The organism is Streptomyces sp. NPDC052687, from assembly GCF_040678395.1.
Taxonomy (GTDB): Bacteria; Actinomycetota; Actinomycetes; order Streptomycetales; family Streptomycetaceae; genus Streptomyces.
This window is the reverse complement of record NZ_JBFATR010000013.1, coordinates 99,202-125,715: the sequence shown is the minus strand read 5'-3', so window position 1 is coordinate 125,715 and position 26,514 is coordinate 99,202. Positions and strand designations below refer to the sequence as shown.

Here is a 26,514-nt window from a genome sequence, read left to right as displayed (position 1 = left end):
TGATATGCAACAAGCGGAATGCCCTGATCAGCGCGGGTCGGATCAGGCGTCGTCCGCGCGGAGGCGCGTCGACGCGTCCCGCACTCCCAGCCACGGCAGCGTCGTACGAGGCGGTCGGCACCCCTCCCCCAGAGCGAGGAGGGGCGCCGTACCGCTACCGCTCCGGCGTCCCCGCCGGCGCCGGCGCATACCCCGTCGGCCGGGCCGTGAACGTGCCTTGGCCCTGGGTGCGGCCGCGCAGGCGGGTTGCGTAGCCGAAGAGTTCGGACAGGGGGACGGTGGCCGTGACGGTCGCGGTGGGCGGGCGGACGGTCGAGGCGGTGACGCGGCCGCGGCGGGTGGCGAGGTCGGCGAGGACGCCGCCCACCGCGTCCTCGGGGACGGTCACCGTGACGTCGGCGACCGGCTCCAGGACGGTCATCGTCGAAGCGCGCAGGGCACCGAGGAGGGCCGCGCGGCCGGCGGTGCGGAAGGCCGGCTCCGAGGAGTCCTTCACGTGCGTGGCTCCGTCGGTGAGGGTCACCCGCACACCTGTCACCGGGTGTCCGGCGAGCGGGCCTTCCGCCAGGGCGTCACGGCAGCCCGCCTCCACCGCGCGGACGTACTCCTGCGGGACGCGTCCGCCGACGACCGTGGAGCGGAACTCGAAGCCGGTGCCGCCCGGTTCGGGGTGCAGCGGCTCGACGTCGAGGACCACGTGCGCGAACTGGCCCGCGCCACCGTCCTGTTTGACGTGCCGGTGGACGTGGCCCGTGACGCCGCGTACGACCGTCTCGCGGTGGGCCACCCGCGGGCGGCCGACGGCGACCTCCAGGCCGTGGGCGCGGCGGATCTTCTCCACCGCGACCTCCAGGTGCAGTTCACCCATGCCCGACAGCACCGTCTGGCCGGTCTCCCGGTCGGTGCGCACCACGAGGGACGGGTCCTCCTCGGCGAGCCGGGCCAGGGCCGTGGCCAGCCGGTCGGTGTCGGCGGAGCGGCGTGCCTCGACCGCGACGGAGACCACCGGGTCGGGCGCGCCGGGCGGTTCGAGGACCAGCGGGGCGTTCCGGTCGCACAGGGTCGTACCGGCCCGCGCCGACTTCAGGCCGACCACGGCCACGATGTCGCCGGCCACGGCGCGCTCCAGCTGGGCGTGCCGGTCGGCCCGCACCCGCAGGATGCGACCGATGCGCTCGGCGCGGCGGGCGGTCGCGTCCCACACGGTGTCTCCCTTCTCGATGGTGCCGGAGTAGACGCGGAGGTAGGTGAGGCGGCCGGTGGGGGTCGCGTTCACCTTGAAGGCGAGGGCGACGAAGGGGGCGTCCGGGTCGGCCGGGCGTTCGACCGCCTGCTCGCCTCTCGTCCCGTCCCCGGTGCCGGTGCCCCGTACCGGCGGGACGTCCGCCGGCGACGGGAGGTACGCCACCACCGCGTCCAGCAGGGGCTCGATGCCGCGGTTGCGGTACGCGGAGCCGCACAGCACCACGACCCCGTCGCCGGTGTGCGTGAGGTCGCGCAGGGCGTCGCGCAGCGTCGTGGAGGACAGCGTCGAGCGGGCGCAGTACTCCTCCAGCGCCGCGGCGTGCAGCTCCGCCACCGTCTCCTCCAGCAGGCGGCGGCGCCTGCGCGCCTCCTCGCGCAGCTCGTCCGGGACCGGTCCCCGCGTCATGGTCTCGCCGGTGCCGTCCCAGGTCAGCGCGCGCATGTCCACCAGGTCGACGACACCCCGGAAGGTGTCCTCCGTTCCGATCGGCAGCTGGACGACCAGTGGTGCCGGGTGCAGTCTGTCCCGGATCGACGCGACGGCCGTGTCGAGGTCGGCGCCGGCGCGGTCCAGCTTGTTGACGAAGGCGATCCTGGGCACGCCGTACCGTTCCGCCTGCCGCCACACCGACTCGCTCTGCGGCTCCACGCCCGCCACCGCGTCGAACACCGCGACCGCCCCGTCCAGCACCCGCAGCGAGCGCTCTACCTCGTCGGCGAAGTCGACGTGTCCCGGGGTGTCGATCAGGTTGAGACGGTGGCCGTCCCAGGCGCAGCTGACCGCCGCCGCGAAGATGGTGATGCCGCGGTCGCGCTCCTGCGGGTCGAAGTCGGTGACGGTGGTGCCGTCGTGGACCTCGCCGCGCTTGTGCGTGGTGCCGGTGGCGTACAGGATCCGCTCGGTGACGGTGGTCTTGCCCGCGTCCACGTGGGCGAGGATGCCGAGGTTGCGGACGGAGGTGAGGGTGTTGAGGGTGTTGACGTTCGTGCGCACGGCCCGTGGCCTTTCGAGACTTCTTCCGTGGAAAGGGCAGCGCGATCGGCCGGACGGTGGAGGGGGGAGGTCACTGACGCAGGGTGCGGGGGCGGTGGTACGTCGCGTCAGCGGTACGTCGCTTCGGCAGTACGCCGAGTCAGCGGTACGTCGCTTCGGCAGTACCCGAGTCAGCGATACCTCGCGTCTCGGATCGTCACGGCATCCGGTGGCCGCCGCGCAGCGGGCACCGGGCGGCCGTGGACACCAGGATCACCTCGTAGCGGGAGGGGGGAGCGACGACAGCGGTGCGGTCACGCACGGCCCGGCTCCCTTCACTCGGCCCACTTCAGGTGGAGGTGGAGGCGCACCGCCGTCGAGGGTGGGGGTGCGCGCTCACCCGGTGAGTGTAGGGAAGCGGCCGGGTGCGGAGCACCGGGTTTTTCCACCAGGCCGCGGCTCAACTCTGCGCATCCCGGCCGCCCTCGGCCGCCGCCCGCCTCAGACGGCCTCCGCCGCCTCCGGCGTGTAGAAGTGCGCCCGCACCCGCCGCAGCCACGCCTCCGCCGCGCGCTCGTCCGGCTGTTCCGGCAGGACGCTGCGGGTGCGGTCGAAGGCGGACTCGTAGTGGCGCAGCAGCGGCAGCGCGGCGGACGGGTCGGCGGCGACCTCCTCGCCGAAGCGGTGGTAGCTCTCGGGGTCGTCGAGCCGGATGGTCAGGCGGCCGGTGCTGTACAGCTCGTAGCCCTGCCGGCACAGCCGCTTGAGGTGGCGGGCGTGCTTGGCGGAGCGCCGGTGGACCGGGGTGCCGTTCTCGTCCGCGGTGAAGCGGTTCTGGAGTTTCCTGAACTGCTGGGTGGCGTAGCCGAGGTAGGCGTCGCGTACCCGGCGGGCGCTCAGCAGTGTGGTGCGGATGTCTATCAGTTCGTCGCCGAGCGGGGTGCGCACCTCGTACAACTCATCGGGCAGCCAGACGAGTTCGGTGACGGTCGGGTTGCCGCCGAGCGCGAGCCGGCACCACTTGGCGGCCTCGTGGAGGGTGCGGTCGGGCGCCGTGGAGACGTGGGACTCCTTCGGCGCGTGCAGTCCGTGCAGGGACACGGTGGGCGCCGCGAACACGCCGAGCCGGTCCACGTCGGAGTCCTCGTGGGCGAGTCCGTACGCGGTCGAGCCGACGATGCCGGACAGCAGGATGTTGTTCACGGTCATCCGCGTCATGATGCAGTGCTCCCCCGGTTGCCTCACGCGCTTTTCGCCCTCTCCCCCCAGGCAGCGCCATGTGACATATTACTGGCGTGGCCAAGCGACCGAGCTGCGACGTCGTCGTCGTGGGCGCCGGGATGGTGGGCGCCGCCTGTGCGCTGTACGCGGCCCGTGCGGGTCTCGATGTGGTCGTGGTGGACCGTGGTCCGGTCGCCGGGGGCACCACGGGAGCGGGCGAGGGGAACCTGCTGGTGTCCGACAAGGAGCCCGGCCCGGAACTGCGCCTCGCTCTGCACTCCTGCCGTCTGTGGGCGGAGCTGGCCGAGGAGTTCGGTACGGCGGTCGAGTACGAGGCCAAGGGCGGCCTGGTCGTCGCCTCCGGGCCCGCGGAACTCGCCGCCCTCGACCGCCTCGCCGCCGCCCAGCAGGCCGCCGGGGTGCGCACGACGCGCGTGGACGCGGACGAACTCAGTGAGGTGGAGCCCGAGTTGGCTCCCGGACTCGCGGGCGGTGTGCTGTATCCGCAGGACGCGCAGGTCATGCCCGCGCTGGCCGCCGCCCGTCTGCTCCGCGCCTCGGGCGCGCGGCTGCTGACCGGGACGACGGTCACCGGAGTGCTGCGGACGGCGGGCGGCACGATGCGCGGCGTACGCACCGGCCGGGGCGAGCTGCACGCCCCGGCCGTCGTGAACGCGGCCGGGACCTGGGGCGGCGAGGTGGCCGCGCTGGCGGGCGTCGCGCTGCCGGTGCTGCCGCGGCGCGGTTTCGTCCTCGTCACCGAGCCGTTGCCGCCCCGGCGGGTGCGGCACAAGGTGTACGCCGCCGACTACGTGACCGATGTGGCCGACGACTCGGCGGCCCTGCGGACCTCGCCGGTGGTGGAGTCGACGGCGGCCGGGCCGGTGCTGATCGGGGCCAGCCGTGAGCGCGTCGGCTTCGACCGCGCGGTCTCGCTGCCGGCCGTACGGGCTCTGGCGGCGGGCGCGGTCCGGCTCTTCCCGTTCCTGGCGGGGGTTCGGGCGCTGCGGACCTACGCCGGGTTCCGGCCGTATCTGCCGGATCATCTGCCCGCCATCGGGCCCGATCCCCGGGTGCCGGGGCTGCATCACGCCTGCGGGCACGAGGGCGCGGGCATCGGGCTGGCCACCGGCACCGGGCAGCTGATCGCGCGGGTGCTGGCCGGTGAGCGGCCGGAGCTCGACCTCGCGCCGTTCCGCCCGGACCGCTTCCCTCGGGAGGAGAGAGCATGAGCCGTGATCCTGCCCGTAGTCGGGGCCGTCGTCGAGGGCACGGGGGCCGTACCGGGCCGCTGCGCCTGGCCCGGGCCCGGCCCGACGCCGCCTTCACGTTCACCTTCGACGGCCGTACCCTGCCGGCCCTGTCCGGCCAGACCGTCGCCGCCGCCCTCTGGTCGTCCGGCGTCACGAGCTGGCGCACCACGCGCGACGCCGGGCGCCCGCGCGGGGTGTTCTGCGGGATCGGCGTGTGCTTCGACTGTCTGGTGACGGTGGACGGCCGCCCCAACCAGCGGGCCTGCCTGGTCCCGGTCGAACCCGGCGCCGAGGTGCGCACCCAGGAGGGGACGGGTCACGATGACTGAGCGGCGGAGGCCGTCGGTGGCGGTGATCGGCGCCGGTCCGGCGGGCCTGGCCGCGGCGCTCGCGGCGGCCGCCCGGGGCGTCCACGTCCTGCTGGTCGACTCCGGCCGCGAGCCGGGCGGGCAGTTCTACCGGCAGCCCGCGCCCGGCCTCGGCGCGCGCAGCCCGCGGCGGTTGCACCACGGGTGGCGCGCCTGGGAACGGCTGCGCGACGGGCTCGCCGCGCAGTCGGCCGCCGGACGGCTCACCCACCTGGTGGATCATCACGTCTGGTTCGCCGGCCGGGAGTCCGGGGGCTTCGCCGTGCGGGCGCTGCTCGGTGCCGGACAGACGGAGTCGGTGACCGTCCGCGCGGGCGCCGTGCTGCTCGCCACCGGCGGGTACGAGCGGGTCCTGCCGTTCCCCGGCTGGACGCTGCCCGGTGTGGTCACCGCGGGCGGGGCGCAGGCCCTGCTGAAGGGCGGCCTCGTGCTGCCCGGGCGCAGGGTGGTCGTGGCGGGCACCGGACCGCTGCTGCTGCCGGTGGCGACGGGGCTCGCCGCGGCGGGCGCCGAGGTGGCCGCGCTGGTCGAGTCCGCCGCCCCGGCCGCCTTTCTGCGGCAGGCCCGGACCCTGGCCGCCGAGCCCGCCAAGCTCGTCGAGGGCGCCGGATACGCCACCCGGCTGCTCGGCCGGCGCATCCGGCCGATGTTCCGGCACACCGTCGTCGCGGCCCACGGCGAGCGGCGGCAGCGGCTGGACTCCGTGACGGTCGCCGCGCTCGACGCGGCGGGCCGGGAGCGGCCGGGCACCCGGCGCCGCCTCGCCTGCGACACCCTCGCCGTGGGCCACGGCATGCTGCCGCACACCGACCTGGCCGAGACCCTCGGCTGCCGCCTGACCGGGCACGCCGTCCAGGCCGACGACGAGCAGCGCACCACCGTCCCCGGCGTGTGGGCGGCGGGCGAGGCCACCGGCATCGGCGGCGCCGGGCTCGCGCTCGCGGAGGGGCACATCGCCGGGTGTTCCCTCGCCGCGCGGCTGCGGGGCGCCGAGCCCGACCCGCGTGCGTGGGCGGCGGCCGACCGCGCCCGCGCCCGCCTGCGCCGGTTCTTTGCCGCACTGGACGAGGTGTACGTCCCGCCCGCGCCCCGGCCGGAGTCGATCCCCGACGACACGGTGGTGTGCCGCTGCGAGGAGGTCACCGCCGGGGCCGTCCGGGAGGCGGCCGGCCCGCTCGGCGCGGGCGACCTGCGCACCGTGAAGCTGCTGACCCGCGCGGGGATGGGCTGGTGCCAGGGCCGGATGTGCGCGCCGGGCGTCGCCGCGGCCGCCGGCTGCCCGCCCGGCCCGGTGCGGCGGCCGTTCGCCCGGCCGGTACCGCTCGGCGTCCTGGCCGACGGCGACGACTGAGCCCGCCACCGTACGCCAGCACAGCCCGTGTCATGTCCCCTCACCCACCGAAGGGCCCGCCCATGACCACGTACGGCACCACGAACGGCACCACCGGCACCACCGCCGCAACCCCCCGCCGCCCCTGGCACGGCATCCTCGTCGCCACCGCCCTCCCCCTCACCGGCGACCTCTCCGTCGACTACGACCGCTACGCCGCACACTGCGCCTGGCTGGTCGACAACGGCTGTGACGGGGTCGTACCGAACGGCTCGCTGGGCGAGTACCAGGTGCTGACCGCGCGGGAACGCGCCCGCGTGGTGGAGACCGCGGTGGCGGCGGTGGGCGGGGAGCGGGTGATGCCGGGGGTCGCCGCGTACGGCTCGGCGGAGGCGCGGCGCTGGGCCGAGCAGGCGGGCGAGTCGGGCTGTGCGGCGGTGATGCTGCTGCCGCCGAACGCCTACCGGGCCGACGAGCGTTCCGTGCTGGCGCACTACGCGGAGGTCGCGCGGGCGGGGCTGCCGGTCGTGGCGTACAACAACCCCGTCGACACCAAGGTGGACCTCGTGCCGGAACTGCTCGCGCGGCTGCACGGCGAGGGCTGGATCCAGGGGGTGAAGGAGTTCTCCGGGGACGTCCGCCGCGCGTACAGGATCGCCGAACTCGCGCCGGAAATGGACCTGTTGGCCGGCGCGGACGATGTACTGCTGGAGCTGGCCGTCGCGGGCGCCAAGGGCTGGGTCGCCGGGTACCCGAACGCGCTGCCCCGCGCCTGCGCCGAGCTGTACCGGGCGGCGACGGCCGGGGACCTCGCCACGGCGACGCCGCTGTACCGGCAGCTGCACCCGTTGCTGCGCTGGGACTCGCGGGTGGAGTTCGTGCAGGCGATCAAGTTGTCCATGGACCTCGCCGGGCGGTACGGCGGCCCCGTCCGCCCGCCCCGGATGCCGCTGCCGCCCGAGCGGGAGGCCGCCGTACGCGCCGCCACCGGGAAAGTCCTGGCAGCGGGCCTGGGCTAGCCGCGGAGGCCCACCTTGCCCCACCCTCCAGGCCCGCACCGCCCGCTCAGGACCAGAGTGCCCACACAGGCCGCACCGCCCCCCATGCCGCACAGAAGGGACCCGCCCATGCGCAGCAGCCTCGTCCTGCACGCCGTCGACTCGCACACCGAGGGCATGCCCACCCGCGTGATCACCGGCGGGATCGGCACCATCCCCGGCGCGACGATGAACGAGCGGCGCCTGTGGTTCCGCGAACACCGCGACGAGGTCCGGCAGTTGCTGATGAACGAGCCGCGCGGGCACTCCGCGATGAGCGGCGCGATCCTCCAGCCGCCGGCCCGGCCGGACTGCGACTGGGGCGTGGTCTACATCGAGGTCTCCGGCTGTCTGCCGATGTGCGGGCACGGCACGATCGGGGTGGCGACCGTGCTGGTGGAGACCGGCATGGTCGAGGTGACCGAGCCGGTCACGACGATCCGCCTGGACACCCCGGCGGGCCCGGTGGTCGCGGAGGTCGCCGTCGAGGACGGCGCGGCGCGGGCGGTGACCCTGCGGAACGTGCCGTCGTTCTCGGTGGGCCTGAACCGCGAGGTGACGCTCGCGGACGGGCGGACGGTGACGTACGACCTGGCGTTCGGCGGCAACTTCTACGCCATCGTGCCGCCGGCCGCGCTGGGGGTGCCGTTCGAGCGCGACCGCAAGGACGACCTGCTCCGCGCGGCGCTCGCGCTGATGGACGCGATCAACGCGCAGGACGAGCCCGTGCACCCGCGGGACCCGTCGATCCGCGGCTGCCACCACGTGTACCTGACCGCCCCCGGTTCCACCGCCCGGCACTCCCGGCACGCGATGGCCATCCACCCCGGCTGGTTCGACCGCTCCCCGTGCGGCACCGGCACCAGCGCCCGGATGGCCCAGCTGCACGCGCGCGGCGAACTGCCCCTGCACACCGAGTTCGTCAACGAGTCGTTCATCGGCACCCGGTTCACGGGCCGGCTGCTGGGCACCACGGAGGTCGCCGGGACGCCGGCGGTGCTGCCCGGTTTCACCGGCCGTGCCTGGATCACCGGCACCGCGCAGTATCTGCTCGACCCGGCCGACCCGTTCCCGGCGGGATTCGTGCTCTGACCGTCCGCCGATCCGTGCTCTGATGCGTCGTACGACCCTTTCGCTTCGCCTTGCTGGAGACCTCCGATGCCCACCCGGCCGACCCCCGCCACCCCCGCGACCTCCGCGACCCCGGCGCCCTCCGGCCCCGCCCTGCCCGTGCTCGGCGGCAGGCGCAGCAGTTACCGCGAGCGCGTCGGTGACGCGCTGCGGGCCGCGCTGATCGCCGGGGAACTGCGGCCGGGCGAGGTGTACTCCGCGCCCGCGCTGGCCGCCCGGTTCGGCGTCTCGGCGACACCGGTGCGGGAGGCTCTGCTGGACCTGGTGAAGGAGGGGCTGGTCGACGCGGTCCCCAACAAGGGGTTCCGGGTGACGGCCGTGTCGGAGCGGCAGCTCGACGAGTACACGCACATCCGCGCGCTGATCGAGATCCCGACCGTGGCGGAGCTGGCGCGCACCGCCGCCCCGGCCGCGCTGCGGGCGCTGCGTCCGGTCGCCCGCGAGATCGTCACCGCCGCGGCCGCGGGTGACCTCATCGCGTACGTCGAGGCGGACACCCGCTTCCACCTCGATCTGCTGCGGCTCGCGGGCAACGCGCACCTCGTGGAGGTCGTCCGCGACCTGCGCGGGCGTTCCCGGCTCTACGGCCTGACGGCCCTCGCGGAGGCGGGGCTGCTGCGCGCGTCCGCCGAGGAGCACCTGGAGCTGCTGGACGCGCTGCTGGAGCGGGACGAGCCGGCGGTGCGGGAGGTGATGACGCGGCATCTGGGGCACGTACGGGGGATATGGGCGGCGCGGGACTGACCTGTGCGGCTTCCCCGAGCGTTCACGTCCCCCTCACTCCCCCGCTCTTCTGGCACAGCCGAGGCGGAACTAGCGTCCCAAGGCGCCCCCCTCCGACGAACGAGTGAGGTCCCGATGCCCGCCGGACATGCCGCCAAACGCTTCCTCGCCGCGCTGACCCTCGCCCCCGCGCTGACCCTCGCCTCCGCCTCCGCTCCCGCCCTCGCCTCCGCTCCCGCCCTCGCCTCCGCCGCCGCTCCCGCCCCGGCCGTCGGCCCCGCCCACACCCTCCCCGCGGCCACCTGCCCCGGCGTCGTGCCGCGGAAGACCCACTTCGACCTCCAGGCCCACCGCGGCGGCCTGGGTCTGACGACCGAGAGCACCCTGGAGGGGTTCGCGAAGGCGCTGCGCCTCGGGGTGTCGACGCTGGAGCTGGACACCCAGGTCACCCGCGACCGCAAGGTCGTCGTCACCCACGACCGGCAGGTCAGTGCCCAGAAGTGCCGTGACACCGCCCCGGTCGTGCCCGGCGACCCGTGGTTCCCGTACGTCGGCAAGTACGTCAAGGACCTGACGCTGGCGCAGCTCCGGACGATGGACTGCGGCTATCAGCAGCTGCCGGGGCATCCCGGGCAGGAGCGCGTCCCCGGTGCCCGGATGATCGAGCTGCGGGACGTACTGGATCTGGTCGAGCGGTACAGGGCGCGGCAGGTCACGCTCAACGTCGAGACGAAGGTCGAGGCGGGCGCGCCCGAGCAGACCGCGCCGCGCGAGCTGTTCGTGCGGCGGGTGTACGAGGAGATCCGCGCCTCGGGCATCGAGGAGCAGGTCACGATCCAGTCGTTCGACTGGGGCGCGCTGAAGGCGATGCACCGGCTGGCGCCCGACTGGCCGCTCGTCGCCCTCACCAATCACGACTTCCTCCAGGTCGGCAAGGAGGGCGCCTCGCCGTGGCTGGGCGGGATCGACGCCGACGACTACGGCGGCGACTTCGTGCGGGCCGCCGCCACCGTCCCCGGGGTGCGGGCCCTGTCCCCGAACTACGGCTTCCCGCAGAACGGGAAGCTCGGCGACCCGGGCTTCCGCTTCTACCCCGACCGCGCGATGATCGCCGCTGCCCACGCGCGCGGGCTGAGGGTGATCCCGTGGACCTGTGACGATCCGGCGACGGTGGCCGCGCTGATGGACCTGGGCGTGGACGGCGTCATCACGAACTATCCGGACCGGGTGCGGACGCTGATGGCCGAGCGGGGCATGCGGCTGCCGAAGCGGTACCCGCCGCGCCCCTGACCGCCGCCGGGCAGCGCCGCGTTCGCCACCTCGGGGAACGCCGGCGATGTGGTGTTGCGCACGCGGGGCCTTACCGCGGTGGGCGGCGGGGCGGCCGATGGCGCCGCCGCGGGGAGCGGCGGCGGGCGTGGTGGGGCGGGGCGGGGGGCCTTCGGGGGCCGCCAGAGGCGTACGCGGGTGGGCGTACGGTGCCGCCGGGCGCCCCCAGGGGTGCGCTTGTCACCACCCCGAACCTGGCATTACTGTCACCACGCCTTGGTGAACGGGAAATCCGGTGTGATGCCGGTGCGGCCCTCGCCACTGTGATCGGGAAGTCCGGCTCCGGCCCTCACGGGCAGCCACTGGGTCCGGGCCCTGGCGTCACATCGCCGCCCTTCGGGCGGACGACGGGAATGTGACGCCAGGGCCCCGCGACCCGGGAAGGCGGAGTTCGGGCGGTGGTACCCGTCAGCCAGGAGACCGGCCAAGGCGCGTCAACCATCCACGAGGTGCTGGAGAGGGTCTGTTCGAGCCATGCACATAGCCGAGGGTTTCCTGCCTCCGGCGCACGCGGTCGCCTGGGGCGTCGCGTCCGCGCCCTTCGTCGTCCACGGCGTCCGTTCCCTGACCCGTGAGGTGCGTGAGCACCCCGAGAGCACGCTGCTGCTCGGCGCCTCCGGGGCCTTCACGTTCGTCCTGTCCGCCCTCAAACTGCCCTCGGTCACCGGCAGCTGCTCGCACCCCACCGGCACCGGTCTGGGCGCGATCCTGTTCCGCCCGCCCGCCATGGCGGTGCTCGGCACCATCACCCTGCTGTTCCAGGCGCTGCTGCTCGCGCACGGCGGGCTGACGACACTCGGCGCGAACGTCTTCTCGATGGCGATCGTCGGCCCGTGGGCCGGATACGCCGTCTACCGGCTGCTGCGGCGCTGCGACGCGCCGCTGATGGCCGCCGTGTTCTGCGGCGCGTTCGTCGCCGACCTGTCCACCTACTGCGTCACCAGCGTGCAGCTGGCGCTCGCGTTCCCCGACCCGGGCAGCGGTTTCCTCGGCGCACTCGGCAAGTTCGGCTCCATCTTCGCGGTCACGCAGATCCCGCTCGCGGTGAGCGAGGGCCTGCTGACGGTGCTGGTCATGCGGCTGCTGGTGCAGTCCAGCAAGGGGGAACTGACCCGGCTGGGCGTGCTGGTGACGGGCAGGCGGGCCGAGGAGAAGACGGCGGCCGGGACCGGGGCGGTGGCGGGATGAGCCGGAACACACGGATCAACGTCCTCCTGCTGCTCGTCGTCGTCGCGCTCGCGGTGCTGCCGCTGGCGCTGGGCCTCGGCGACGACGAGAAGGAGCCGTTCGCGGGCGCCGACGCGCAGGCCGAGACGGCGATCACCGAGCTCGACCCGGACTACGAGCCGTGGTTCTCGCCGCTGTACGAGCCGCCGTCCGGGGAGATCGAGTCGGCGCTGTTCGCCGTCCAGGCGGCGATCGGCGCGGGGGTCCTCGCGTACTACTTCGGGCTGCGGCGCGGGCGGCGCCAGGGCGAGGAGCGGGCGCTGGCCCGGCGGGACGCCGAAGTGCCGCAGCACCCCGAGGTGCCGCAGCACGCCGAAGTGCCCGAGGACGCCGGCGCACCGCGGGGCGGCGCCGCCGCGGGGGCCGAGCGCGAGTCCGGGGTCTGAGCGCGCGTGCTGCCGATCGACGCGGCGGCGCACGGCAGCCGCTGGCGCCGCCGTCACCCCGTGGACAAGGCCGTGCTCGGGCTCGGCCTGACCGTGCTCGCGATCTCCCTGCCGCCGTGGCCGGGCGCGGCGCTGGTGCTGTCGGCGGCGCTGGCCGTGCTGCTCGGCGCGGCGGGAGTGCCCGCCCGGCGGCTGTGGCGCGCGTACCGGGTGCCGCTCGGGTTCTGTGTCACCGGCGCGGCGACGCTGCTGGTCCAGGTGGGCGGGCCCGGCGGGTTCGTCGCGCTCGCCCCCGGTGGCGCGGTGCGCGCCGGGGAGCTGCTGCTGCGCACCTCGGCGGCCTCCCTCGGGATGCTGCTGTTCGCCTTCACCACGCCGATGTCCGACCTGCTGCCCCGGCTGGTGCGGGCGGGGGTGCCCGCGCCGGTCGTCGACGTGGCGCTGGTGACGTACCGGATGAGCTTTCTGCTGCTGGACTCGGTGCGGCTGATCCGGGACGCGCAGGCCGCCCGGCTCGGGCACACCACGCGGGCCGCGACCTGGCGTTCGCTGGGCGGGCTCGGCGCCACCGCGTTCGTCCGCGCCTTCGACCGGGCGTCGCGGCTCCAGGCCGGGCTCGCCGGGCGCGGCTACGACGGCACCCTGCGCGTCCTGGTGCCCGAGGCCCGGGTCTCCGTCCGCTTCACCGTCGCGAGCTGCGCCCTGCTGGCGGCGCTGGTCGCGCTCACGTTCGTACTGGATGCGTACGGGAAGGGCACGCTGACATGAGCGAGGCCACCGCCCTGGTCGCCCTGCGGGGCGCGTCGTTCGCCTACGAGGACGGCCCGGCCGTGCTCAGCGGGCTCGACTTCGAGGTGCGCGCGTCACGCGCGCTGGCGCTGCTCGGCCGCAACGGCAGCGGCAAGACCACGCTGATGCGGCTGCTCAGCGGGGGGCTGCGCCCGCGTGAGGGCGAGCTGGTGGTCGAGGGCACGCCGGTGCGCTACGACCGCAAGGGGCTGACCCGGCTCCGGACGACCGTCCAGCTGGTCGTGCAGGACCCGGACGACCAGCTGTTCGCGGCGTCCGTCGCGCAGGACGTGTCGTTCGGGCCGCTCAACCTGGGGCTGCCCGAACCGCGGGTGCGGGCTCGGGTCGCGGAGGCGCTGGCGGCGCTGGACATCACCGCGCTGGCCGACCGGCCCACCCACCTGCTGTCGTACGGGCAGCGCAAGCGGACCGCGATCGCGGGCGCGGTCGCGATGCGGCCGCGGGTGCTGATCCTCGACGAGCCGACCGCCGGGCTCGACCCGGACGGCCAGGAGCGGCTGCTGGCCACGCTCGACGGGCTGCGGGCGAACGGCACGACGGTGGTGATGGCCACCCACGACGTGGACCTGGCGCTGCGCTGGGCCGACGACGCGGCGCTGCTCACCCCGTCCGGTGTGCGCACCGGCCCGGCGCCCGAACTGCTCGCCCGCGCGGACCTGCTGGAGCAGGCGGGTCTGCGGCTGCCGTGGGGGGTCGCGGCGGCCCGGCTGCTGCACGCGCGGGGACTGCTGTCCGACCCCGCCGCCGGCCCGCGCACCGCGGAGGCGCTGGCCGCGTTCGCCACCACGCACACCCCCGCCGAGGGCTGAGCCCCCGGCCGCGCGGGTCTTCCTCCTTTTCAGGGTGCGCCCGCGCGGAGGGGGTCGTCTCTCACGGCAGGGGGGTGCGCGTGCCGGTCGCGGTCCTCTGCGGGCGGCGGTGCGCCTACCGGTCCTTGGCGAGGGCGACCAGCTCGGCGAACAGGCCGCCCGCGTGGACCAGGTCGTCGTAGGAGCCCTGTTCGACGATACGGCCCTCCCGCAGGACCACGATCCGGTCGGCGAGGCGGGTGTTCTCCAGCTGGTGGGTGACGACGACGGTCATCCGCTCGGCGGCGATGCGTTTGATCTCCAGGAAGATGCGGTGCTCGCCGCGCGGGTCCATCTGCGAGGTCGGCTCGTCGAGGATCAGCAGCGGGGTACGGCGGTACAGGGCGCGGGCGCAGGCCAGGCGCTGCCACTGGCCGCCGGACAGCTCGACGCCGCCGAAGAGTTCCCGGGCGAGCAGGGTGTCGAGCCCGTGCGGCAGCCGCTCGACGGTCTCGCGCATGCCGACGGCGTCGACGGCCTCCCACACGGGGTCGTCGTCGTGGGTGCGGGGCTGGCCGAGGGTGACGTTCTCGCGGGTGCGCAGCGGCCAGCAGGCGAAGTTCTGCGGGACGAGCGCGGTGCGCGCCCAGACGGAGTCGGGCCGGACCCGGGCCAGGTCGACGCCGTCCCACCGGACCTGTCCCTTGTCCGGCAGGAGGATGCCGGTCAGGAGCTTGGTGAGGGTGGACTTGCCGGAGCCGTTCTCGCCGACGACCGCCAGGATCTCGCCGCGGCGCAGGGTGAGGGAGACACCGGCGACGGCGGGCTCGTCCTTGCCGGGGTACTGGTAGACGACCTCGTCGAGCTGGATCTCGGCCACCTCCTCGGGGATCGTCAGGTCACCTCGCCGCGGGGCGCGTTCGGCGGCGAGGTCGAGGAAGGCGCGCATGTCGGCGAGGTAGAGCGAGGTGTGGAACAGGGCGGCTCCGTGCTGCACGAGCTGGGAGAGAGCGGCCAGCGTGGTCTGCACGGCGACGACCGCGGTGGCGGCGACGGGCAGGGCGACCCGGCCGGTGGCGGTGAGCCAGGCGAGCGCGGCCCAGGTGCCGAGCAGGAACACGCCGCCGAGGGCGGAGGTGGCGAGGACGATGCGCAGCATGCGCGGCGCGGCGGACAGGGTGCGCCGGTCGATGCGTTCGGACAGGGCGCGGTACCAGTAGACGAGGTAGCCGGTCATGCCGTTGGCGCGGATCTCGTCGCCGTGGCGGGGGTAGGTGGCCCAGAACCGCATCATGCCGCGGACGTTGCGGTCGGCGACGTTGGCGTAGTGCGTGGCGTAGTCGACGCGGGCGGAGAGGACGGCGCCGAGGCCGGCGGGCAGCACGGCGAGGAGCAGCAGCGGCAGCATCAGCCCGTGCAGGGCGCCGATGACGCCGGCCGCGGCGAGCATGCGGATGAGGGAGGCCACGAAGCGCTGGGCGTCGCGGACCATGTAGGTGGTGCGGGTGACGCCGACCTCGGCGGCCTCCTGGCGGTCGGCGAAGCCGTCCACGCCGTAGGCGGAGGCCTCGACGCGGCAGACGGCGGACACCAGGGCGACGTCGGCCTCGGTGGTCAGGCGGGGGGTGATCCGTCCGTCGGCGTAGGAGGCGAGGGCGGCGCCGACCCGGCCGGCCGCGGCGGCCGCGGTGACGGCCAGGAGGTCGGGCAGGGCGGCGTGCAGGCGGTCGGGGACCGCGCCGCCCGCGAGGAGGTGGGTCATGGCGCGCGCGGTGAAGCCGAGGACGACGGCGGCGGCGGCGCCGGTGAGGAGCTGGCAGCCGAGCAGCAGCAGGACGGCGGGGCGGTCGACCGCCCAGGCCATGCGCGCGGTCTGGCCGAGCACGGCGGGCAGCCGCCGGCACATCGCCCGGAAACTGGCCTCCTCCAGGGGGTTCTTGCCGAACTTGCCCCCGTAGGCGATCGTCGCCGGTGGTGGAGGGGGTGGCGTCTTCGGGCTCTCTGGCGCGGTGTCGGGAACGGTCACCTGCATCCCTCCTCGGGTCGGGCGCCGCACCTGGGTGGTCCGGCGGTGCCCGGCTCAACGAGGGCGAGGGCGAATCGAACGCGCTCGATTCCGGACGACGGGGAGGCCGGTGATGCCGGGGCGGGGCGCGCCGCGTCCGCGTACCGCACGGGCCGTGCCGGCACCGGCGTTGGCCGAAACGCCGGTGCTCGTGACGGAGGTGGCCGGTGGGGTTCAGCCGGCCCGGTGCGCGGTCAGCTCGTCCCAGTGGACCGTGCGGTCGCACCAGCGGCGCAGCAGGACGTGGTCGTGCCCCACGGCGAGCAGTCCCGCTCCGGTGGCGGCCCGGTAGTCCTCCACGACGGCGACCAGGGCGGCGGTGGTGGAGGCGTCGAGCATCGCGGTCATCTCGTCGCACACCAGCAGGCGCGGGCGCAGCACCAGGGCGCGGGCGAGGCAGGCGCGTTGCAGCTGGCCGTCGCTGACCTCGTGCGGCCGCCGGGTCAGCAGGTCCGGGGTCAGGCCGACCGTGGCGGCGAGTTCGGCGACCCGTTCGGGGACCTGGGCGCGCCGGCCGGTGGCGCGCAGGGGTTCGGCGATCAGGTCGGCGAGCCGCAGCCGGGGGTCGGCGGAGAGCCGCGGCTGCTGGAAGACGACGCCGAACGCGGTGCGCTGCTCGCGGGGCGCGCGGTGGCGCCATCCGCGCGCGGGGGTGCCGTCGAGCACGACGGCGCCCGCGTCGGGGCGGTGCAGCAGTGCGGCGACCCGCGCCAGGGTGGACTTGCCGCACCCGCTGGGCCCGAGCAGTCCGACGGCTTCACCGGGGGCGACGGTCAGGGAGACGTCCCGGACGACGGGGTCGCGGCGGTCGTATCCGGCGGTGATGGCGCGCAGTTCGAGCAGGGGCGTTGCGGGTGCGGGGGTCTCGGGCGCGGCGGTGCCGGCCGTGGAGGTTGCGGAGGCTGCGGGGGGCGCGGAGGCTGCGGAGGTCGCGGACACGGGGGTTTCAGGCACGGAGGTCTCCCACGCGGGTGGTGTCCCGGACGTCCTCGACCGCGTACGGGTGGTGGCAGGCGACGGCGCCGCCCGGCGGCGGGGTGCCGCAGACCTCGGTGGCGCGGGCGCAGCGCGGGGCGAAGGCGCAGCCGCCGGGGAGGTCGCCGAGTTCCGGGGGCATGCCGGGGATGGGGGTGAAGGCGCGGTCGGGCAGGGCGTCGAGGAGACCGCGGCTGTAGGGGTGGCGGGGACCGGGCGTGCCGAAGAAGGCGGCCGCGTCGGCGAGTTCGACGATGCGGCCCGCGTACATCACGGCGACGCGGTCGGCGATGCGTTCGGCGGCGGCCAGGTCGTGGGTGATCACCAGCAGTGCGCGGCCGGTGGAGCCGGCGGGCCCCTCGGCCTTTTCCGCACCCCCGGCGCCCTCGGCCGTCTCGGCCCCTCCGCCCCTCTCGGCGCCCTCGGCCTCTTCGCCCTTCTCGGTCACCTTGGCCCGCTCCGCGCCCTCGGCCGTCTCGCCACCCGCCGTCTCCTCGGCCCTCCTGGCCCTCTCGCCACCCCGGGCCCCCTCGTCGACATGCCGCCGCAGCTCGTCGACGGTGCGGTCGACGAGGTCGCGGTCGAGGCCGGTGGTCGGCTCGTCGGCGAGCAGCAGCGGGGCGTCGCCGACGAGGGCGAGCGCGGTGGCGGCGCGCTGGGCGAGGCCGCCGGAGAGTTCGTGCGGGTAGCGGTCGAGGTGGCCGACCGGGAACGCGGCGCGCTCGGCGGCCCGTTCGGCGGCGGCGCGCAGGGCGTCGCGGCCGCGCACCGGGGTGAGCGCGGCGACCGTCTCCTCCAGCTGGGAGCGGATGGTGCGCACGGGGGTGAGGTGCGCGGCCGGGCTCTGCGGGACGAGACCGACGAGGCGGCCACGGACGGTGCGGGCGAGGGTCCGCTCGTCGGCGGCGAGCAGGTCGAGGTCGCCGAGGAGGGCCTGCCCGGCGACCTGGGCGTTGCCGGGCAGCAGTCCGAGCAGGGCGGAGGCCAGCACGGACTTGCCGCAGCCGCTCTCGCCGATGAGCGCCAGGCACTCGCCGGGCGCGACGTCGAAGTGGGCGTCGGTGACGGCGGCGACACCGCGTCCGCCGGGCATCAGGAAACGCACCGACAGACCGCGCACCGACAGGACGGGGGCGGGGGCGCGCTCGCTCACAGCATCAGCTCCGATCGGCGGCGGGGGTTGATCCGCTCCCGCCAGGCGCCGGCGAGTCCGGCGATGGCGAGGGTGGGCAGGATGATGAACAGGCCGGGGAAGAGGGTGGGCCACCACTGTCCGGCGAGCAGGGAGCCGCGGGCGCTCTGGATGAGGTTGCCGAGGCTCGCGGTGTGGGTGGGCAGTCCGAGGCCGAGGAAGGACAGCGCGGACTCGTGCCACATCGCGTGCGGCACCATCAGGACGGCGGCGAGCGCGGCCTGCGGCAGCACGGCGGGCAGCAGGTGCCGTACGGTCACCCGCCACCGGGACGCTCCCCCGCTGACGGCGGCGTCGATGTACGGCCGGGAGCGCAGCGACAGCACCTCGGCGCGCACGATCCGCGCGGTGGACAGCCAGTGGGTGAGGGCGACGGAGACCACCACGGGCCAGACGCCGGGCCGGAACATGGCGACGATGAAGATGCCGAGCAGCAGGTGCGGCACGGAGGAAACGGTGTCGACGACCCGCATGACGGCGCGGTCGGCCCAGCCGCCGAGTGCTCCGGCGGTGGCGCCGACGGCGGTGCCGACGACGGTGGCGGTGAGCGCCGCGGCCACGCCGACGAGCAGCGAGACCCGCAGCCCGTAGACGCAGCGCAGCAGCAGGTCGCGGCCGACGTCGTCGGTGCCGAACGGGTGCTCCCAGGAGGGCGCCTTCAGCTTGGCGGCCAGGTCGACGGCCTGCTGGTCGAGCTGGACCAGGGGCGGGACGAGCAGCACGGCGAGGACGGTCGCGGCCAGCACGGCGGCCGAGACGCGGACCCGCAGGGCGCGGCTGGTGCGGCGGTTCGTGCCGTACGACCGCCAGACGCGCCCGGCCGGGGACTTCGCCGCGGAGGGCGCCGGTGCGTCACATGTCACTGAGCTTCACCCTCGGGTCGAACAGTCCGTAGAGCAGGTCGGCGAGCAGGTTGCCGACGAGGACGGCGGCGGTGGCGAGCGTGGTGAGGGCGGCCAGCAGCGGGAAGTCCACGGCGGTGGCCGCCTGGACGGTGGCGGCGGCGATGCCGGGCCAGCTGAAGACGCTCTCCACCAACAGGGCGCCGGTGATGAGTTCGGGCACGCGGGAGCCGATCAGGGTGAGCACGGGCAGCAGTCCGGAGCGCAGGGCGTGGCCGAGCAGCACGGTGCGTTCGGCCAGGCCGCGGGCGCGGGCGCCGCGCACCGGGTCCTCGGCGAGTGCGTCGCCGACGCCCTGGCGGACGTAGAGCGTGAACCAGGGCAGCTGGGAGACGGCGAGCACCCCGGCGGGCAGCACCAGGTGGCTCGTGACCTGCCCGAAGGTGACCTGCCCGCTGGCGGTGTCGGTGAGGCCGCCCGCCGGGAGGAGGTCCCAGCGCAGGGCGAACAGCCAGACGGCGAGCAGCGCGATCCAGAAGACCGGGGCGGCCTCCAGGAGGTAGGCGAGCGAGCTGACGGCGCGGTCCACGGGGGAGCCGGGGCGGCGGGCGGCGAGCACGCCGAGCACCGTGCCGAGCAGCACGGCGACGGCGAACGCGACCGCGCACAGCAGCGCCGACCACACCAGGCGTTCGCCGATGACCTGGGTGACCGGCTGGCGCAGCACGGTGGAGTGGCCGAGGTCGCCGGTGAGGGCGGCGGTCAGCCAGTCCCACCAGCGGGTCCAGAACGGCTGGTCCACGCCGAGGTTGGCGCGCAGCCGGTCCAGGGTCTCCTGGTCGGCGCCGAGCGCGGCGGTGCCGGCGTAGGCCTTGACGGGGTCGAACGGGGAGGCGGCGGCGATGGCGAACACGCCGAAGGTGACGGCGAGGAGGACGGGCCCCGCGAACAGGGCCCGTCGTCCCGCCAGGCGTGCCATCGCCCCCCAGGGGGGTGTTCTCATCGCTTCGGCTGCCAGTCCTCGATGTTCCACCAGGGGCCGCTGGCGAAGCCGTGCTCGTGCGGCTCCAGCTGGGTGGTCAGGCCGTCCCAGCGGTCGGCGAGCACGTACACGTGGTCGATGTGGGTGAGGAAGGTGTAGCCGGGGTCGTCGACGAGGGCGCGCTGGACCGTGCCGTAGGCGGCCTCGCGCCGGTCCGGGTCCTGGGTGCGGCGGCCGGTGTCGAGGGCCTTGTCCACGGCCGGGTTGCGGTAGCGGGCCATGTTGTTGAAGCCGTCGCCGGCGAGGGAGGAGTGCAGCAGGGTGTACAGGCCGAAGTCGGGGTCGCCGACGCTGCCGAAGCCGGCGAGGACCGCGTCCTTGCCCATGCGCGGCTCGATGACCTCCCAGGTGGCGCTCTCCACCTTCACCTCGATGCCGGCCTTCTTGGCGTCGGAGGCGTAGGCGAGGGCGTGGTCCTGGCGGACCTTGTCGCCGGAGGGGTAGAGCAGGGTGAAGGAGGCGCGGCGGCCGTCCTTGGCGCGGACGCCGTCGCCGCCGGGCTTCCAGCCGGCCTCGTCGAGGATCTTCTCCGCCTTCGCGAGGTCGCGGTCGCGTTCGACGGCCGGGTCGAACGCGGGGTCGTCGGTGGGCAGCGGCCCGTAGGCCGGGCGGCCCGCGCCGTCGAGGATCTTGTCGACCATGGCCCGGCGGTCCACGGCGGCGTCGAGGGCCCGCCGGATCGCCCGGTCGCCGGTGACGGGACCGTCGCTGGGGAGGGTGACGGCCCGGAAGTCGTAGGACTTCGCCTCGTACGTCCGCCTGTCGCCGTCCTCGACGAAGGTGGCGGCGAGGTTGGGCGGCAGGACGGCGCCGTCGAGGTCGCCGGAGCGCAGCCGGGTGGCGCGGACGTCGTCGTCGGCGATGACCGCCATGGTGAAGGTCTTCACCTTCGGCTTCGGTCCCCAGTAGTGGGGGTTGGCCTTGAAAGTCAGCTTCTCGCCCTTGCGCCAGTCGGCGAGGACGTACGGTCCGGTGCCGACGGGCTCGGTGTTGAAGGAGCCGGTGTTGGGGTCCTGCTTCCCGGCGATGTGCTCGGGGACGATGGGCAGCACCGTGCGGGCGGCGAAGGGCGCGTAGGGGTACTCCAGGCGGAAGACGACCGTGTCGTCGCCGCGTGCCGTGACGCTGTCGACGGCGTCCAGCTCGCTCTTGGCGGTGTTGTTGGTCTTGGCGTCGAGGACGGTCCGGTAGGTGAAGACGACGTCGTCGGCGGTCAGCGGTTCGCCGTCGCTGAACTCGACCCCGTCGCGCAGGGTGTAGGTGTACGTGCGGCCGCCGTCGGTGATCTTCGGCAGCGCGGTGGCGAGGGCCGGCTTCAGCTTCAGGCCGGCGTCGCGGGCGAGCAGCCCGTCGAAGATCTTGGAGTTGCCGTCCTTGCCGTAGCCGAGCAGCGGGCTGAGGGTCTCCGGCTCGGTGGCCACGCCGATGACGACGGAGTCGGCGGCCTTCGCGTCGTCCGTCCCGCCGCCGGGTGCCGAGCAGGCGGCGACCCCGGCGGTCAACGCCGCCGTGGCGGCGGCACCTCGTATCCGTCGGGCCGTCATGGACCTCACACCCTTGTTGCCGTTTTCGCGTTGTTGCATAGCGGTGGCAATTAAAGGTCACGAAGGCGCTCGAGCACCAGTCCGTACGTCCCCCGTGGGACGTCACCGCAAGGCGCGCCCGGATTGCCCATTTTGTCTGCTTAGCATGCGTACTCCGCGTGATGAGAGGACATCAGATGGCGCCCACAGGCCGTCGCACAGGCCTGCCCGAGCATCCCTCGGCCCCCACCGACGCCGTATGGCGTGCCGCGGTCCCGCACCTCGCCCGCCGCCGCTTCTTCACCGTCGCCGCCGCGGCCGCCACCCTCGCCTTCGGCACCGGCCTGCCCGCCCGCGGCGCGATGGCCGCCCCGCAGCTCGACGCCGCCCGGATCACCGAGGACCCCTTCACCCTGGGGGTCGCCTCCGGCGATCCGCTGCCGGACTCGGTCGTGCTGTGGACCCGGCTCGCGCCCACCCCGTACGAGCCGGACGGCGGACTCGGGCAGCAGCGGATCGCCGTGCAGTGGGAGGTCGCCCTCGACGAGTGGTTCGCCATCGTCGTGCGCGACGGCGTCGCCCTGGCCTACCCGGAGTACGGCCACAGCGTGCATGTCGACGTCAAGGGCCTGGACCCGGGCACCCCGTACTACTACCGGTTCCGCACCGGGGCCTGGATCAGCCCGGTGGGCCGCACCCACACCGCGCCGGACACCGGCACCCCGGTCGCGTCCCTGCGCCTGGCCGCCGTCGCCTGCCAGGCTTACCACGACGGCTACTACACCGCCTACCGGCACCTGGCGAACGAGGACGTCGACCTCGTCTTCCACCTCGGCGACTACCTGTACGAGTACTCCGTCAACTCCGCCGGCGGCGAGCGCGGATACGCCGACGGCACGCTCCCGGACGTCTTCAACCGGGAGACGATGACCCTGGCGGACTACCGGATGCGGTACGCCCTGTACAAGACCGACGCCGACCTGCGGGCCGCGCACGCCACGCACCCCTTCGTGGTCACCTGGGACGACCACGAGACCGAGAACAACTACGCGGGCCCCTTCGACGAGAACGGCAGCCCGCCCGAGCAGTTCCTGCTGCGGCGGGCCGCCGCCTACCGCGCGTACTGGGAGAACCAGCCGCTGCGCTCCGCGCAGCTCCCCCAGGGCCCGGACGCCCGGCTGTACCGCCGCCTCCACTGGGGCACCCTCGCCCAGTTCGACCTGCTCGACACCCGCCAGTACCGCTCCGACCAGGCCTACGGCGACCGCCCGCACGTCCCGGGCCCCGAGTCCGACGACCCGGCGCGCACCCTCACCGGCGCCGAGCAGGAACGCTGGCTGATCGACGGCTGGCACGACTCCGGCGCGCTGTGGAACGTGATGCCCCAGCAAGTGCTGTTCAGTCAGCGCAACTTCGACGTGACCAACCCGCCGAAGGTCTCCATGGACGCCTGGGACGGCTACCGCGCCTCACGCAACCGGGTCGTCGCCGGGGCGAAGGCCGCCGGACTCGCCAACTGGCTCGTCCTCACCGGCGACGTCCACGTCAGCTACGCCCTCGACATCAAGGACGACTTCGACGACCCGGCCTCCCGCAACCTCGGCACGGAACTCGCCTGCACCTCCATCACCAGCGGCAAGGACGGCGCGGCGAGGCTGCCCAACTGGGAGTCGCACCTGCGGGCCAACCCGCACATGAAGTTCTACGACGGCAGGCGCGGCTACCTCCGGGTGCGGCTGGACCGGACCAGGGCGGAGGCCGACTTCCGGACGATCCCGGCCGTGTCGACGCCCGGGGCGCCCGTCACGACGGCCGCGTCGTTCGTCACCGAGGTGGGAAACCCCGGGCTCACACCGGCGTGACACCGGCCCCGGCCCGCCCCGGCCCACCCCGGCCCACCCCCGGCCCACCCCGGCCCGCCCTCCGGCCCGCCTGGGTCCGCCTCCGGGCGCCCCCGCTCCGCCAGGGGGCGTCCTACTGCACATGGCGCCCCGTGGCGTCACCAAAAGCGCGAAACCGCGCCGCACGCGACATCCCGACGGGCCGTCGCGGCAAGGCCTATGGCCTCACGGCAGCTTCCCCAGGAGCGAAGGAGACAGCTCGCATGGCCCACAGACACACCGTTGCCCGGCACGGGGCCGCGCTCACCGTGCTCGGCGCGCTCGTCCTCGCCGCGATCCCCACGGCCGAGGCGGCCGATCCGGAGCCCTCCGCCGGCTCGGTGGCCACGGCGGCCCAGACCCTCGGTGCCGACAAGCCGTCGCAGCAGGTGCTCCTCGCGCTGCAGCGGGACCTGAGGCTGACGTCGACGCAGGCGCGGGAGCGGCTGGTCAACGAGGCGGAGGCCGGGACGCGCGCGGGCAGGCTGCGCAACGCGCTCGGCGAGCGGTTCGCCGGCGCCTGGCTGCGCGGCCCGGTGGCCGGCGAGCTGACCGTGGCGACCACCAGCGCCGAGGACGTGCCCGCCATCGAGGCCGAGGGCGCGAAGGCCGTGGTCGTCACGAACACCCTGGCCGCCCTGCGGGCCGTGAAGGCGCGGCTGGACAGCACGGACATCCTGTACGACACGGAGAGAACGCCGCTGTGGTACGTCGACGTGCCGGGCAACCGGGTGGTGCTGGAGGCCGCGGATCAGGCGTCCGGGGCCGCGTTCGTGCTGGCCGCCGGGCTCCGCCCGGAACAGGTCGCCATCCGGGTGACGGAGGACCGGCCGCGCCTGTTCGAGAACATCACCGGTGGTGAGGCCTTCTACATCGACGGCGCCGCCCGCTGCTCCGTCGGCTTCTCCGTCACCAAGGACCAGCAGCAGGGCTTCGTCACCGCCGGCCACTGCGGCAAGGCGGGCGCGAAGACCACCGGCTTCAACCAGGCCGACCAGGGCACCTTCCAGGCCTCCACGTTCCCCGGCAAGGACATGGCGCACGTGGTCGTCAACGCGAACTGGACCGCGACCCCGGACGTGAAGGGCCAGGGCGAGCAGAAGGTGCAGGTCGCCGGGTCGGTCGAGGCGCTGGTCGGGGCGTCGGTGTGCCGTTCGGGCTCGACCACCGGCTGGCACTGCGGCACCGTCGAGCAGCACGAGGTCAGCGTCAGCTACGCCGAGGGCACCGTCGACGGCCTCACCCGGACCACGGTGTGCGCCGAGCCCGGCGACTCCGGCGGCCCGTACGTGGCGGGCGTCCAGGCACAGGGCGTCACCTCCGGCGGCAGCGGCAACTGCACCGACGGCGGCACGACGTTCTACCAGCCGGTCAACCAGATCCTCGGCGACTTCGGCCTCACCCTGACGACGGCGTCGCAGCAGGCCGCGCCCGCTCCGCAGGACGGCGCCGCGGCGGACGCGTGGAAGTCCGGCCGGGTCTACGAGGTGGGGGCCACCGTGACCGTCGCCGGCGTGCGCTACCAGTGCCTCCAGCGGCACCAGGCGCAGGGCGCGTGGGCGCCCGACACGACGCCCGCGCTCTGGCAGCGGCTGTAACCGGCCCGGAACCCCAATTCACGGCTCCGCGAGAAGACATTTCAACGATCGGTCAGTTGACGAGCGGACTTCTCGGACCTCGTGAGTGACAAGTCGGCGAGATCGTCCGGGGCTGCGCCGACAGCCCGAGAAGGACGGCGGCGGGTTACGGGAGCAGCCGCAAGCTCGGCGGCCCCGTCCGCCGAAGATGGCCGTGCACGCGCCGGTGGCGCCGAGGCCCCGGTCGTCGCTGTCAACCACCGCGGAAGGCGGAGCCGTTCGCCGCTCCGGCGCCCGTCGGCGCCCGTCCGCACGGGGGGCCTGCCGCACGGAGCGGGCACGTTCGACATCTGAATCCAGGACTTCTTGAATTCAGGAATCCGTGTACTCTGCCGCCGTGCTGACTGCTGCCTCCGACATCGACGTGCTGACCCGTTTCGGCCGCGCGCTCGCCGATCCCCTCCGCTGCCGCGTCCTGCTCGCCCTGCGCGCCGCCCCCGCGTACCCGGCCGACCTGGCCGACGCGCTCGGCGTCTCGCGCCCCCGGCTGTCGAACCATCTCGCGTGTCTGCGGGACTGCGGCCTGGTCGTCACCGTCCCCGACGGCCGCCGCACCCGCTACGAGCTGGCCGACGCGCGCTTCGGGCAGGCGCTGGACGCCCTGCGCACCGCGGTGGTCACCGTGGAGTCGGACCGGACATGCGCGGACGCGGACGACAGGGGGTGCTGCTGACCATGACAGCGCGGCCCGCACGCACCGTCGTCTCCCCCCACACCGGCCCGGACCGCCGTGACGCGCTCACCCGGCGCATCCGGCTGCTGGTCGCCGCGACCATCGCCTACAACCTCGTCGAGGCGGCCGTCGCCCTCACCGCGGGCGCGCTCGCCTCGTCCACCGCCCTGCTCGGCTTCGGGCTGGACTCGGTGATCGAGGTGTCCTCCGCCGCCGCGGTCGCCTGGCAGTTCTCCGCCCGCGACCACGCCGTCCGGCAGGCGCGCGAGCGCCGCACGCTGCGGATCGTCGCCGTGTCCTTCCACGCCCTCGCCGCCTACGTCACCGTCGACGCCGTACGCGCCCTCGTGGGCACCGGAGAGCCGGCCGAGCGCTCCGTCACCGGCATCGTGCTCGCGGCGCTCTCCCTCGCCGTCATGCCGTTCCTCTCGGCCGCGCAGCGCCGGGCGGGGCGGGCCCTCGGCTCCGCCAGCGCGGTCGCCGACTCCCGGCAGACCCTGCTGTGCACGTATCTGTCCGCCGCCCTGCTGGCCGGACTGCTTCTCAATGCCACGCTGGGCTGGTCCTGGGCCGACCCGCTCGCCGCCCTCGCCATCGCCGCCGTCGCCGTCAGGGAAGGGCGGGCCGCCTGGCGCGGCGAGGGCTGCTGCGCCCCGCCCACGGCCCCCGCCCCACCCACAGCACCTGCGACGCCCGCCGTGCCCACGGCACCGGCCCCGTCCACCCCGCGCGAAAGTCAGGCGTGCGCTTGCGCGCCGGGCGGGACCTGCTGCGTCTGAGACCGGGCCGGCAGGCCGCACCGCGCCGGCAAAACCGTAGCCGCACCGGCCAGGCCACGTCGGCGTCGGCCACCCGGCCCGCGCC

The 26,514-nt window shown here is 74.8% G+C and carries 23 protein-coding genes and 1 riboswitch; of the genes, 15 read left to right on the top strand and 8 right to left on the bottom strand.

Translation table 11 applies throughout. The features are described 5' to 3' along the window. Positions 1-154 precede the first annotated feature (154 nt). Positions 155-2,239 carry an elongation factor G gene (fusA, locus tag AB0K92_RS14540; protein WP_365922690.1) on the bottom strand — a complete coding sequence of 695 codons (2,085 nt, stop codon included), beginning with the start codon at positions 2,237-2,239 and terminating at the stop codon, positions 155-157. A 480-nt stretch (positions 2,240-2,719) separates the two neighbouring features. Next, the gene (locus tag AB0K92_RS14535) at positions 2,720-3,427 is read right to left on the bottom strand and encodes a nucleotidyltransferase domain-containing protein (protein WP_365922688.1); all 708 of its coding nucleotides are present in this window, start codon (positions 3,425-3,427) and stop codon (positions 2,720-2,722) included. 86 nt (positions 3,428-3,513) lie between these two features. Between AB0K92_RS14535 and AB0K92_RS14530 the strand changes: the two genes are divergently transcribed. The 11 genes from AB0K92_RS14530 to AB0K92_RS14480 all read left to right on the top strand — a co-directional run bounded on the left by AB0K92_RS14530 (position 3,514) and on the right by AB0K92_RS14480 (position 13,842). Further along, positions 3,514-4,671, top strand: a complete 1,158-nt coding sequence (locus AB0K92_RS14530; protein WP_365922686.1) for an FAD-binding oxidoreductase — start codon at positions 3,514-3,516, stop codon at positions 4,669-4,671. After that, positions 4,668-5,021 carry a (2Fe-2S)-binding protein gene (locus AB0K92_RS14525; RefSeq protein ID WP_365922684.1) on the top strand — a complete coding sequence of 118 codons (354 nt, stop codon included), beginning with the start codon at positions 4,668-4,670 and terminating at the stop codon, positions 5,019-5,021. The genes AB0K92_RS14530 and AB0K92_RS14525 overlap by 4 nt, the downstream gene beginning before the upstream one ends. After that, on the top strand, positions 5,014-6,411 hold the full coding sequence (locus AB0K92_RS14520) for an FAD-dependent oxidoreductase (protein WP_365922682.1): 1,398 nt from the start codon (positions 5,014-5,016) through the stop codon (positions 6,409-6,411). The genes AB0K92_RS14525 and AB0K92_RS14520 overlap by 8 nt, the downstream gene beginning before the upstream one ends. Positions 6,412-6,473: 62 nt before the next feature. Further along, positions 6,474-7,409: a dihydrodipicolinate synthase family protein gene (locus AB0K92_RS14515; protein WP_365922680.1), complete on the top strand. Its 936-nt coding sequence runs from the start codon at positions 6,474-6,476 to the stop codon at positions 7,407-7,409. 108 nt (positions 7,410-7,517) lie between these two features. Then, on the top strand, positions 7,518-8,519 hold the full coding sequence (locus AB0K92_RS14510) for a proline racemase family protein (protein ID WP_365922678.1): 1,002 nt from the start codon (positions 7,518-7,520) through the stop codon (positions 8,517-8,519). Positions 8,520-8,585: 66 nt separating this feature from the next. Then, positions 8,586-9,302, top strand: coding sequence for a GntR family transcriptional regulator (locus AB0K92_RS14505; protein WP_365922676.1), 717 nt, complete (start codon positions 8,586-8,588; stop codon positions 9,300-9,302). 114 nt (positions 9,303-9,416) lie between these two features. Then, complete coding sequence (locus AB0K92_RS14500) at positions 9,417-10,571, top strand: glycerophosphodiester phosphodiesterase family protein (protein ID WP_365922674.1); 1,155 nt, start codon at positions 9,417-9,419, stop codon at positions 10,569-10,571. 239 nt (positions 10,572-10,810) lie between these two features. Further along, positions 10,811-11,054, top strand: a riboswitch (cobalamin riboswitch). 30 nt (positions 11,055-11,084) lie between these two features. Beyond that, complete coding sequence (locus AB0K92_RS14495; RefSeq protein WP_365922672.1) at positions 11,085-11,798, top strand: energy-coupling factor ABC transporter permease; 714 nt, start codon at positions 11,085-11,087, stop codon at positions 11,796-11,798. After that, positions 11,795-12,223: an energy-coupling factor ABC transporter substrate-binding protein gene (locus tag AB0K92_RS14490; RefSeq protein ID WP_365922670.1), complete on the top strand. Its 429-nt coding sequence runs from the start codon at positions 11,795-11,797 to the stop codon at positions 12,221-12,223. The genes AB0K92_RS14495 and AB0K92_RS14490 overlap by 4 nt, the downstream gene beginning before the upstream one ends. A 6-nt stretch (positions 12,224-12,229) precedes the next feature. Further along, the gene (gene cbiQ / locus AB0K92_RS14485) at positions 12,230-12,991 is read left to right on the top strand and encodes a cobalt ECF transporter T component CbiQ (protein WP_365922668.1); all 762 of its coding nucleotides are present in this window, start codon (positions 12,230-12,232) and stop codon (positions 12,989-12,991) included. Beyond that, on the top strand, positions 12,988-13,842 hold the full coding sequence (locus AB0K92_RS14480; protein WP_365922666.1) for an ATP-binding cassette domain-containing protein: 855 nt from the start codon (positions 12,988-12,990) through the stop codon (positions 13,840-13,842). Before cbiQ ends, AB0K92_RS14480 begins: the two co-directional genes overlap by 4 nt. Before the next feature lie 115 nt (positions 13,843-13,957). Here the strand turns inward: AB0K92_RS14480 and AB0K92_RS14475 are convergent, their stop codons facing one another. The 6 genes from AB0K92_RS14475 to AB0K92_RS14450 all read right to left on the bottom strand — a co-directional run bounded on the left by AB0K92_RS14475 (position 13,958) and on the right by AB0K92_RS14450 (position 21,481). Then, a complete protein-coding gene (locus AB0K92_RS14475; protein WP_365922721.1) occupies positions 13,958-15,727 on the bottom strand; it encodes an ATP-binding cassette domain-containing protein in 1,770 nt (589 codons plus the stop codon). Positions 15,728-16,060: 333 nt separating this feature from the next. Then, entirely contained in the window at positions 16,061-16,729 is a 669-nt protein-coding gene (locus tag AB0K92_RS14470) for an ATP-binding cassette domain-containing protein (protein WP_166005425.1), read from the bottom strand. Between the two features lie 103 nt (positions 16,730-16,832). Further along, positions 16,833-17,954: an ABC transporter ATP-binding protein gene (locus AB0K92_RS14465; protein WP_365922718.1), complete on the bottom strand. Its 1,122-nt coding sequence runs from the start codon at positions 17,952-17,954 to the stop codon at positions 16,833-16,835. A gap of 56 nt (positions 17,955-18,010) precedes the next feature. After that, positions 18,011-18,916, bottom strand: coding sequence for an ABC transporter permease (locus AB0K92_RS14460; protein ID WP_365922664.1), 906 nt, complete (start codon positions 18,914-18,916; stop codon positions 18,011-18,013). After that, positions 18,906-19,874: an ABC transporter permease gene (locus AB0K92_RS14455; protein ID WP_365922662.1), complete on the bottom strand. Its 969-nt coding sequence runs from the start codon at positions 19,872-19,874 to the stop codon at positions 18,906-18,908. Before AB0K92_RS14455 ends, AB0K92_RS14460 begins: the two co-directional genes overlap by 11 nt. A 20-nt stretch (positions 19,875-19,894) precedes the next feature. Continuing rightward, positions 19,895-21,481: an ABC transporter substrate-binding protein gene (locus AB0K92_RS14450; protein ID WP_365922660.1), complete on the bottom strand. Its 1,587-nt coding sequence runs from the start codon at positions 21,479-21,481 to the stop codon at positions 19,895-19,897. A 176-nt stretch (positions 21,482-21,657) separates the two neighbouring features. On the opposite strand from AB0K92_RS14450, the gene AB0K92_RS14445 reads away from it, so the two are divergent. The 4 genes from AB0K92_RS14445 to AB0K92_RS14430 all read left to right on the top strand — a co-directional run bounded on the left by AB0K92_RS14445 (position 21,658) and on the right by AB0K92_RS14430 (position 26,429). Continuing rightward, positions 21,658-23,322, top strand: coding sequence for an alkaline phosphatase D family protein (locus tag AB0K92_RS14445; RefSeq protein WP_365922658.1), 1,665 nt, complete (start codon positions 21,658-21,660; stop codon positions 23,320-23,322). Between the two features lie 242 nt (positions 23,323-23,564). Continuing rightward, complete coding sequence (locus AB0K92_RS14440; protein ID WP_365922656.1) at positions 23,565-24,938, top strand: trypsin-like serine protease; 1,374 nt, start codon at positions 23,565-23,567, stop codon at positions 24,936-24,938. Between the two features lie 376 nt (positions 24,939-25,314). Continuing rightward, entirely contained in the window at positions 25,315-25,650 is a 336-nt protein-coding gene (locus AB0K92_RS14435; protein WP_365922654.1) for a metalloregulator ArsR/SmtB family transcription factor, read from the top strand. 2 nt (positions 25,651-25,652) lie between these two features. Next, complete coding sequence (locus AB0K92_RS14430; RefSeq protein ID WP_365922652.1) at positions 25,653-26,429, top strand: cation transporter; 777 nt, start codon at positions 25,653-25,655, stop codon at positions 26,427-26,429. Positions 26,430-26,514: the final 85 nt, after the last annotated feature.

Bases quoted from the DNA above. Each gene is read 5' to 3' on its own strand.
- AB0K92_RS14535 (WP_365922688.1), bottom strand. From the start codon at position 3,427: ATGACCGTGAACAACATCCTGCTGTCCGGCATCGTCGGCTCGACCGCG.
- AB0K92_RS14525 (WP_365922684.1), top strand. From the start codon at position 4,668: ATGAGCCGTGATCCTGCCCGTAGTCGGGGCCGTCGTCGAGGGCACGGG.
- AB0K92_RS14520 (WP_365922682.1), top strand. From the start codon at position 5,014: ATGACTGAGCGGCGGAGGCCGTCGGTGGCGGTGATCGGCGCCGGTCCG.
- AB0K92_RS14515 (WP_365922680.1), top strand. From the start codon at position 6,474: ATGACCACGTACGGCACCACGAACGGCACCACCGGCACCACCGCCGCA.
- AB0K92_RS14510 (WP_365922678.1), top strand. From the start codon at position 7,518: ATGCGCAGCAGCCTCGTCCTGCACGCCGTCGACTCGCACACCGAGGGC.
- AB0K92_RS14505 (WP_365922676.1), top strand. From the start codon at position 8,586: ATGCCCACCCGGCCGACCCCCGCCACCCCCGCGACCTCCGCGACCCCG.
- AB0K92_RS14500 (WP_365922674.1), top strand. From the start codon at position 9,417: ATGCCCGCCGGACATGCCGCCAAACGCTTCCTCGCCGCGCTGACCCTC.
- AB0K92_RS14495 (WP_365922672.1), top strand. From the start codon at position 11,085: ATGCACATAGCCGAGGGTTTCCTGCCTCCGGCGCACGCGGTCGCCTGG.
- AB0K92_RS14490 (WP_365922670.1), top strand. From the start codon at position 11,795: ATGAGCCGGAACACACGGATCAACGTCCTCCTGCTGCTCGTCGTCGTC.
- AB0K92_RS14480 (WP_365922666.1), top strand. From the start codon at position 12,988: ATGAGCGAGGCCACCGCCCTGGTCGCCCTGCGGGGCGCGTCGTTCGCC.
- AB0K92_RS14475 (WP_365922721.1), bottom strand. From the start codon at position 15,727: ATGTGCCGGCGGCTGCCCGCCGTGCTCGGCCAGACCGCGCGCATGGCC.
- AB0K92_RS14465 (WP_365922718.1), bottom strand. From the start codon at position 17,954: ATGCCCGGCGGACGCGGTGTCGCCGCCGTCACCGACGCCCACTTCGAC.
- AB0K92_RS14455 (WP_365922662.1), bottom strand. From the start codon at position 19,874: ATGGCACGCCTGGCGGGACGACGGGCCCTGTTCGCGGGGCCCGTCCTC.
- AB0K92_RS14450 (WP_365922660.1), bottom strand. From the start codon at position 21,481: ATGACGGCCCGACGGATACGAGGTGCCGCCGCCACGGCGGCGTTGACC.
- AB0K92_RS14445 (WP_365922658.1), top strand. From the start codon at position 21,658: ATGGCGCCCACAGGCCGTCGCACAGGCCTGCCCGAGCATCCCTCGGCC.
- AB0K92_RS14440 (WP_365922656.1), top strand. From the start codon at position 23,565: ATGGCCCACAGACACACCGTTGCCCGGCACGGGGCCGCGCTCACCGTG.
- AB0K92_RS14430 (WP_365922652.1), top strand. From the start codon at position 25,653: ATGACAGCGCGGCCCGCACGCACCGTCGTCTCCCCCCACACCGGCCCG.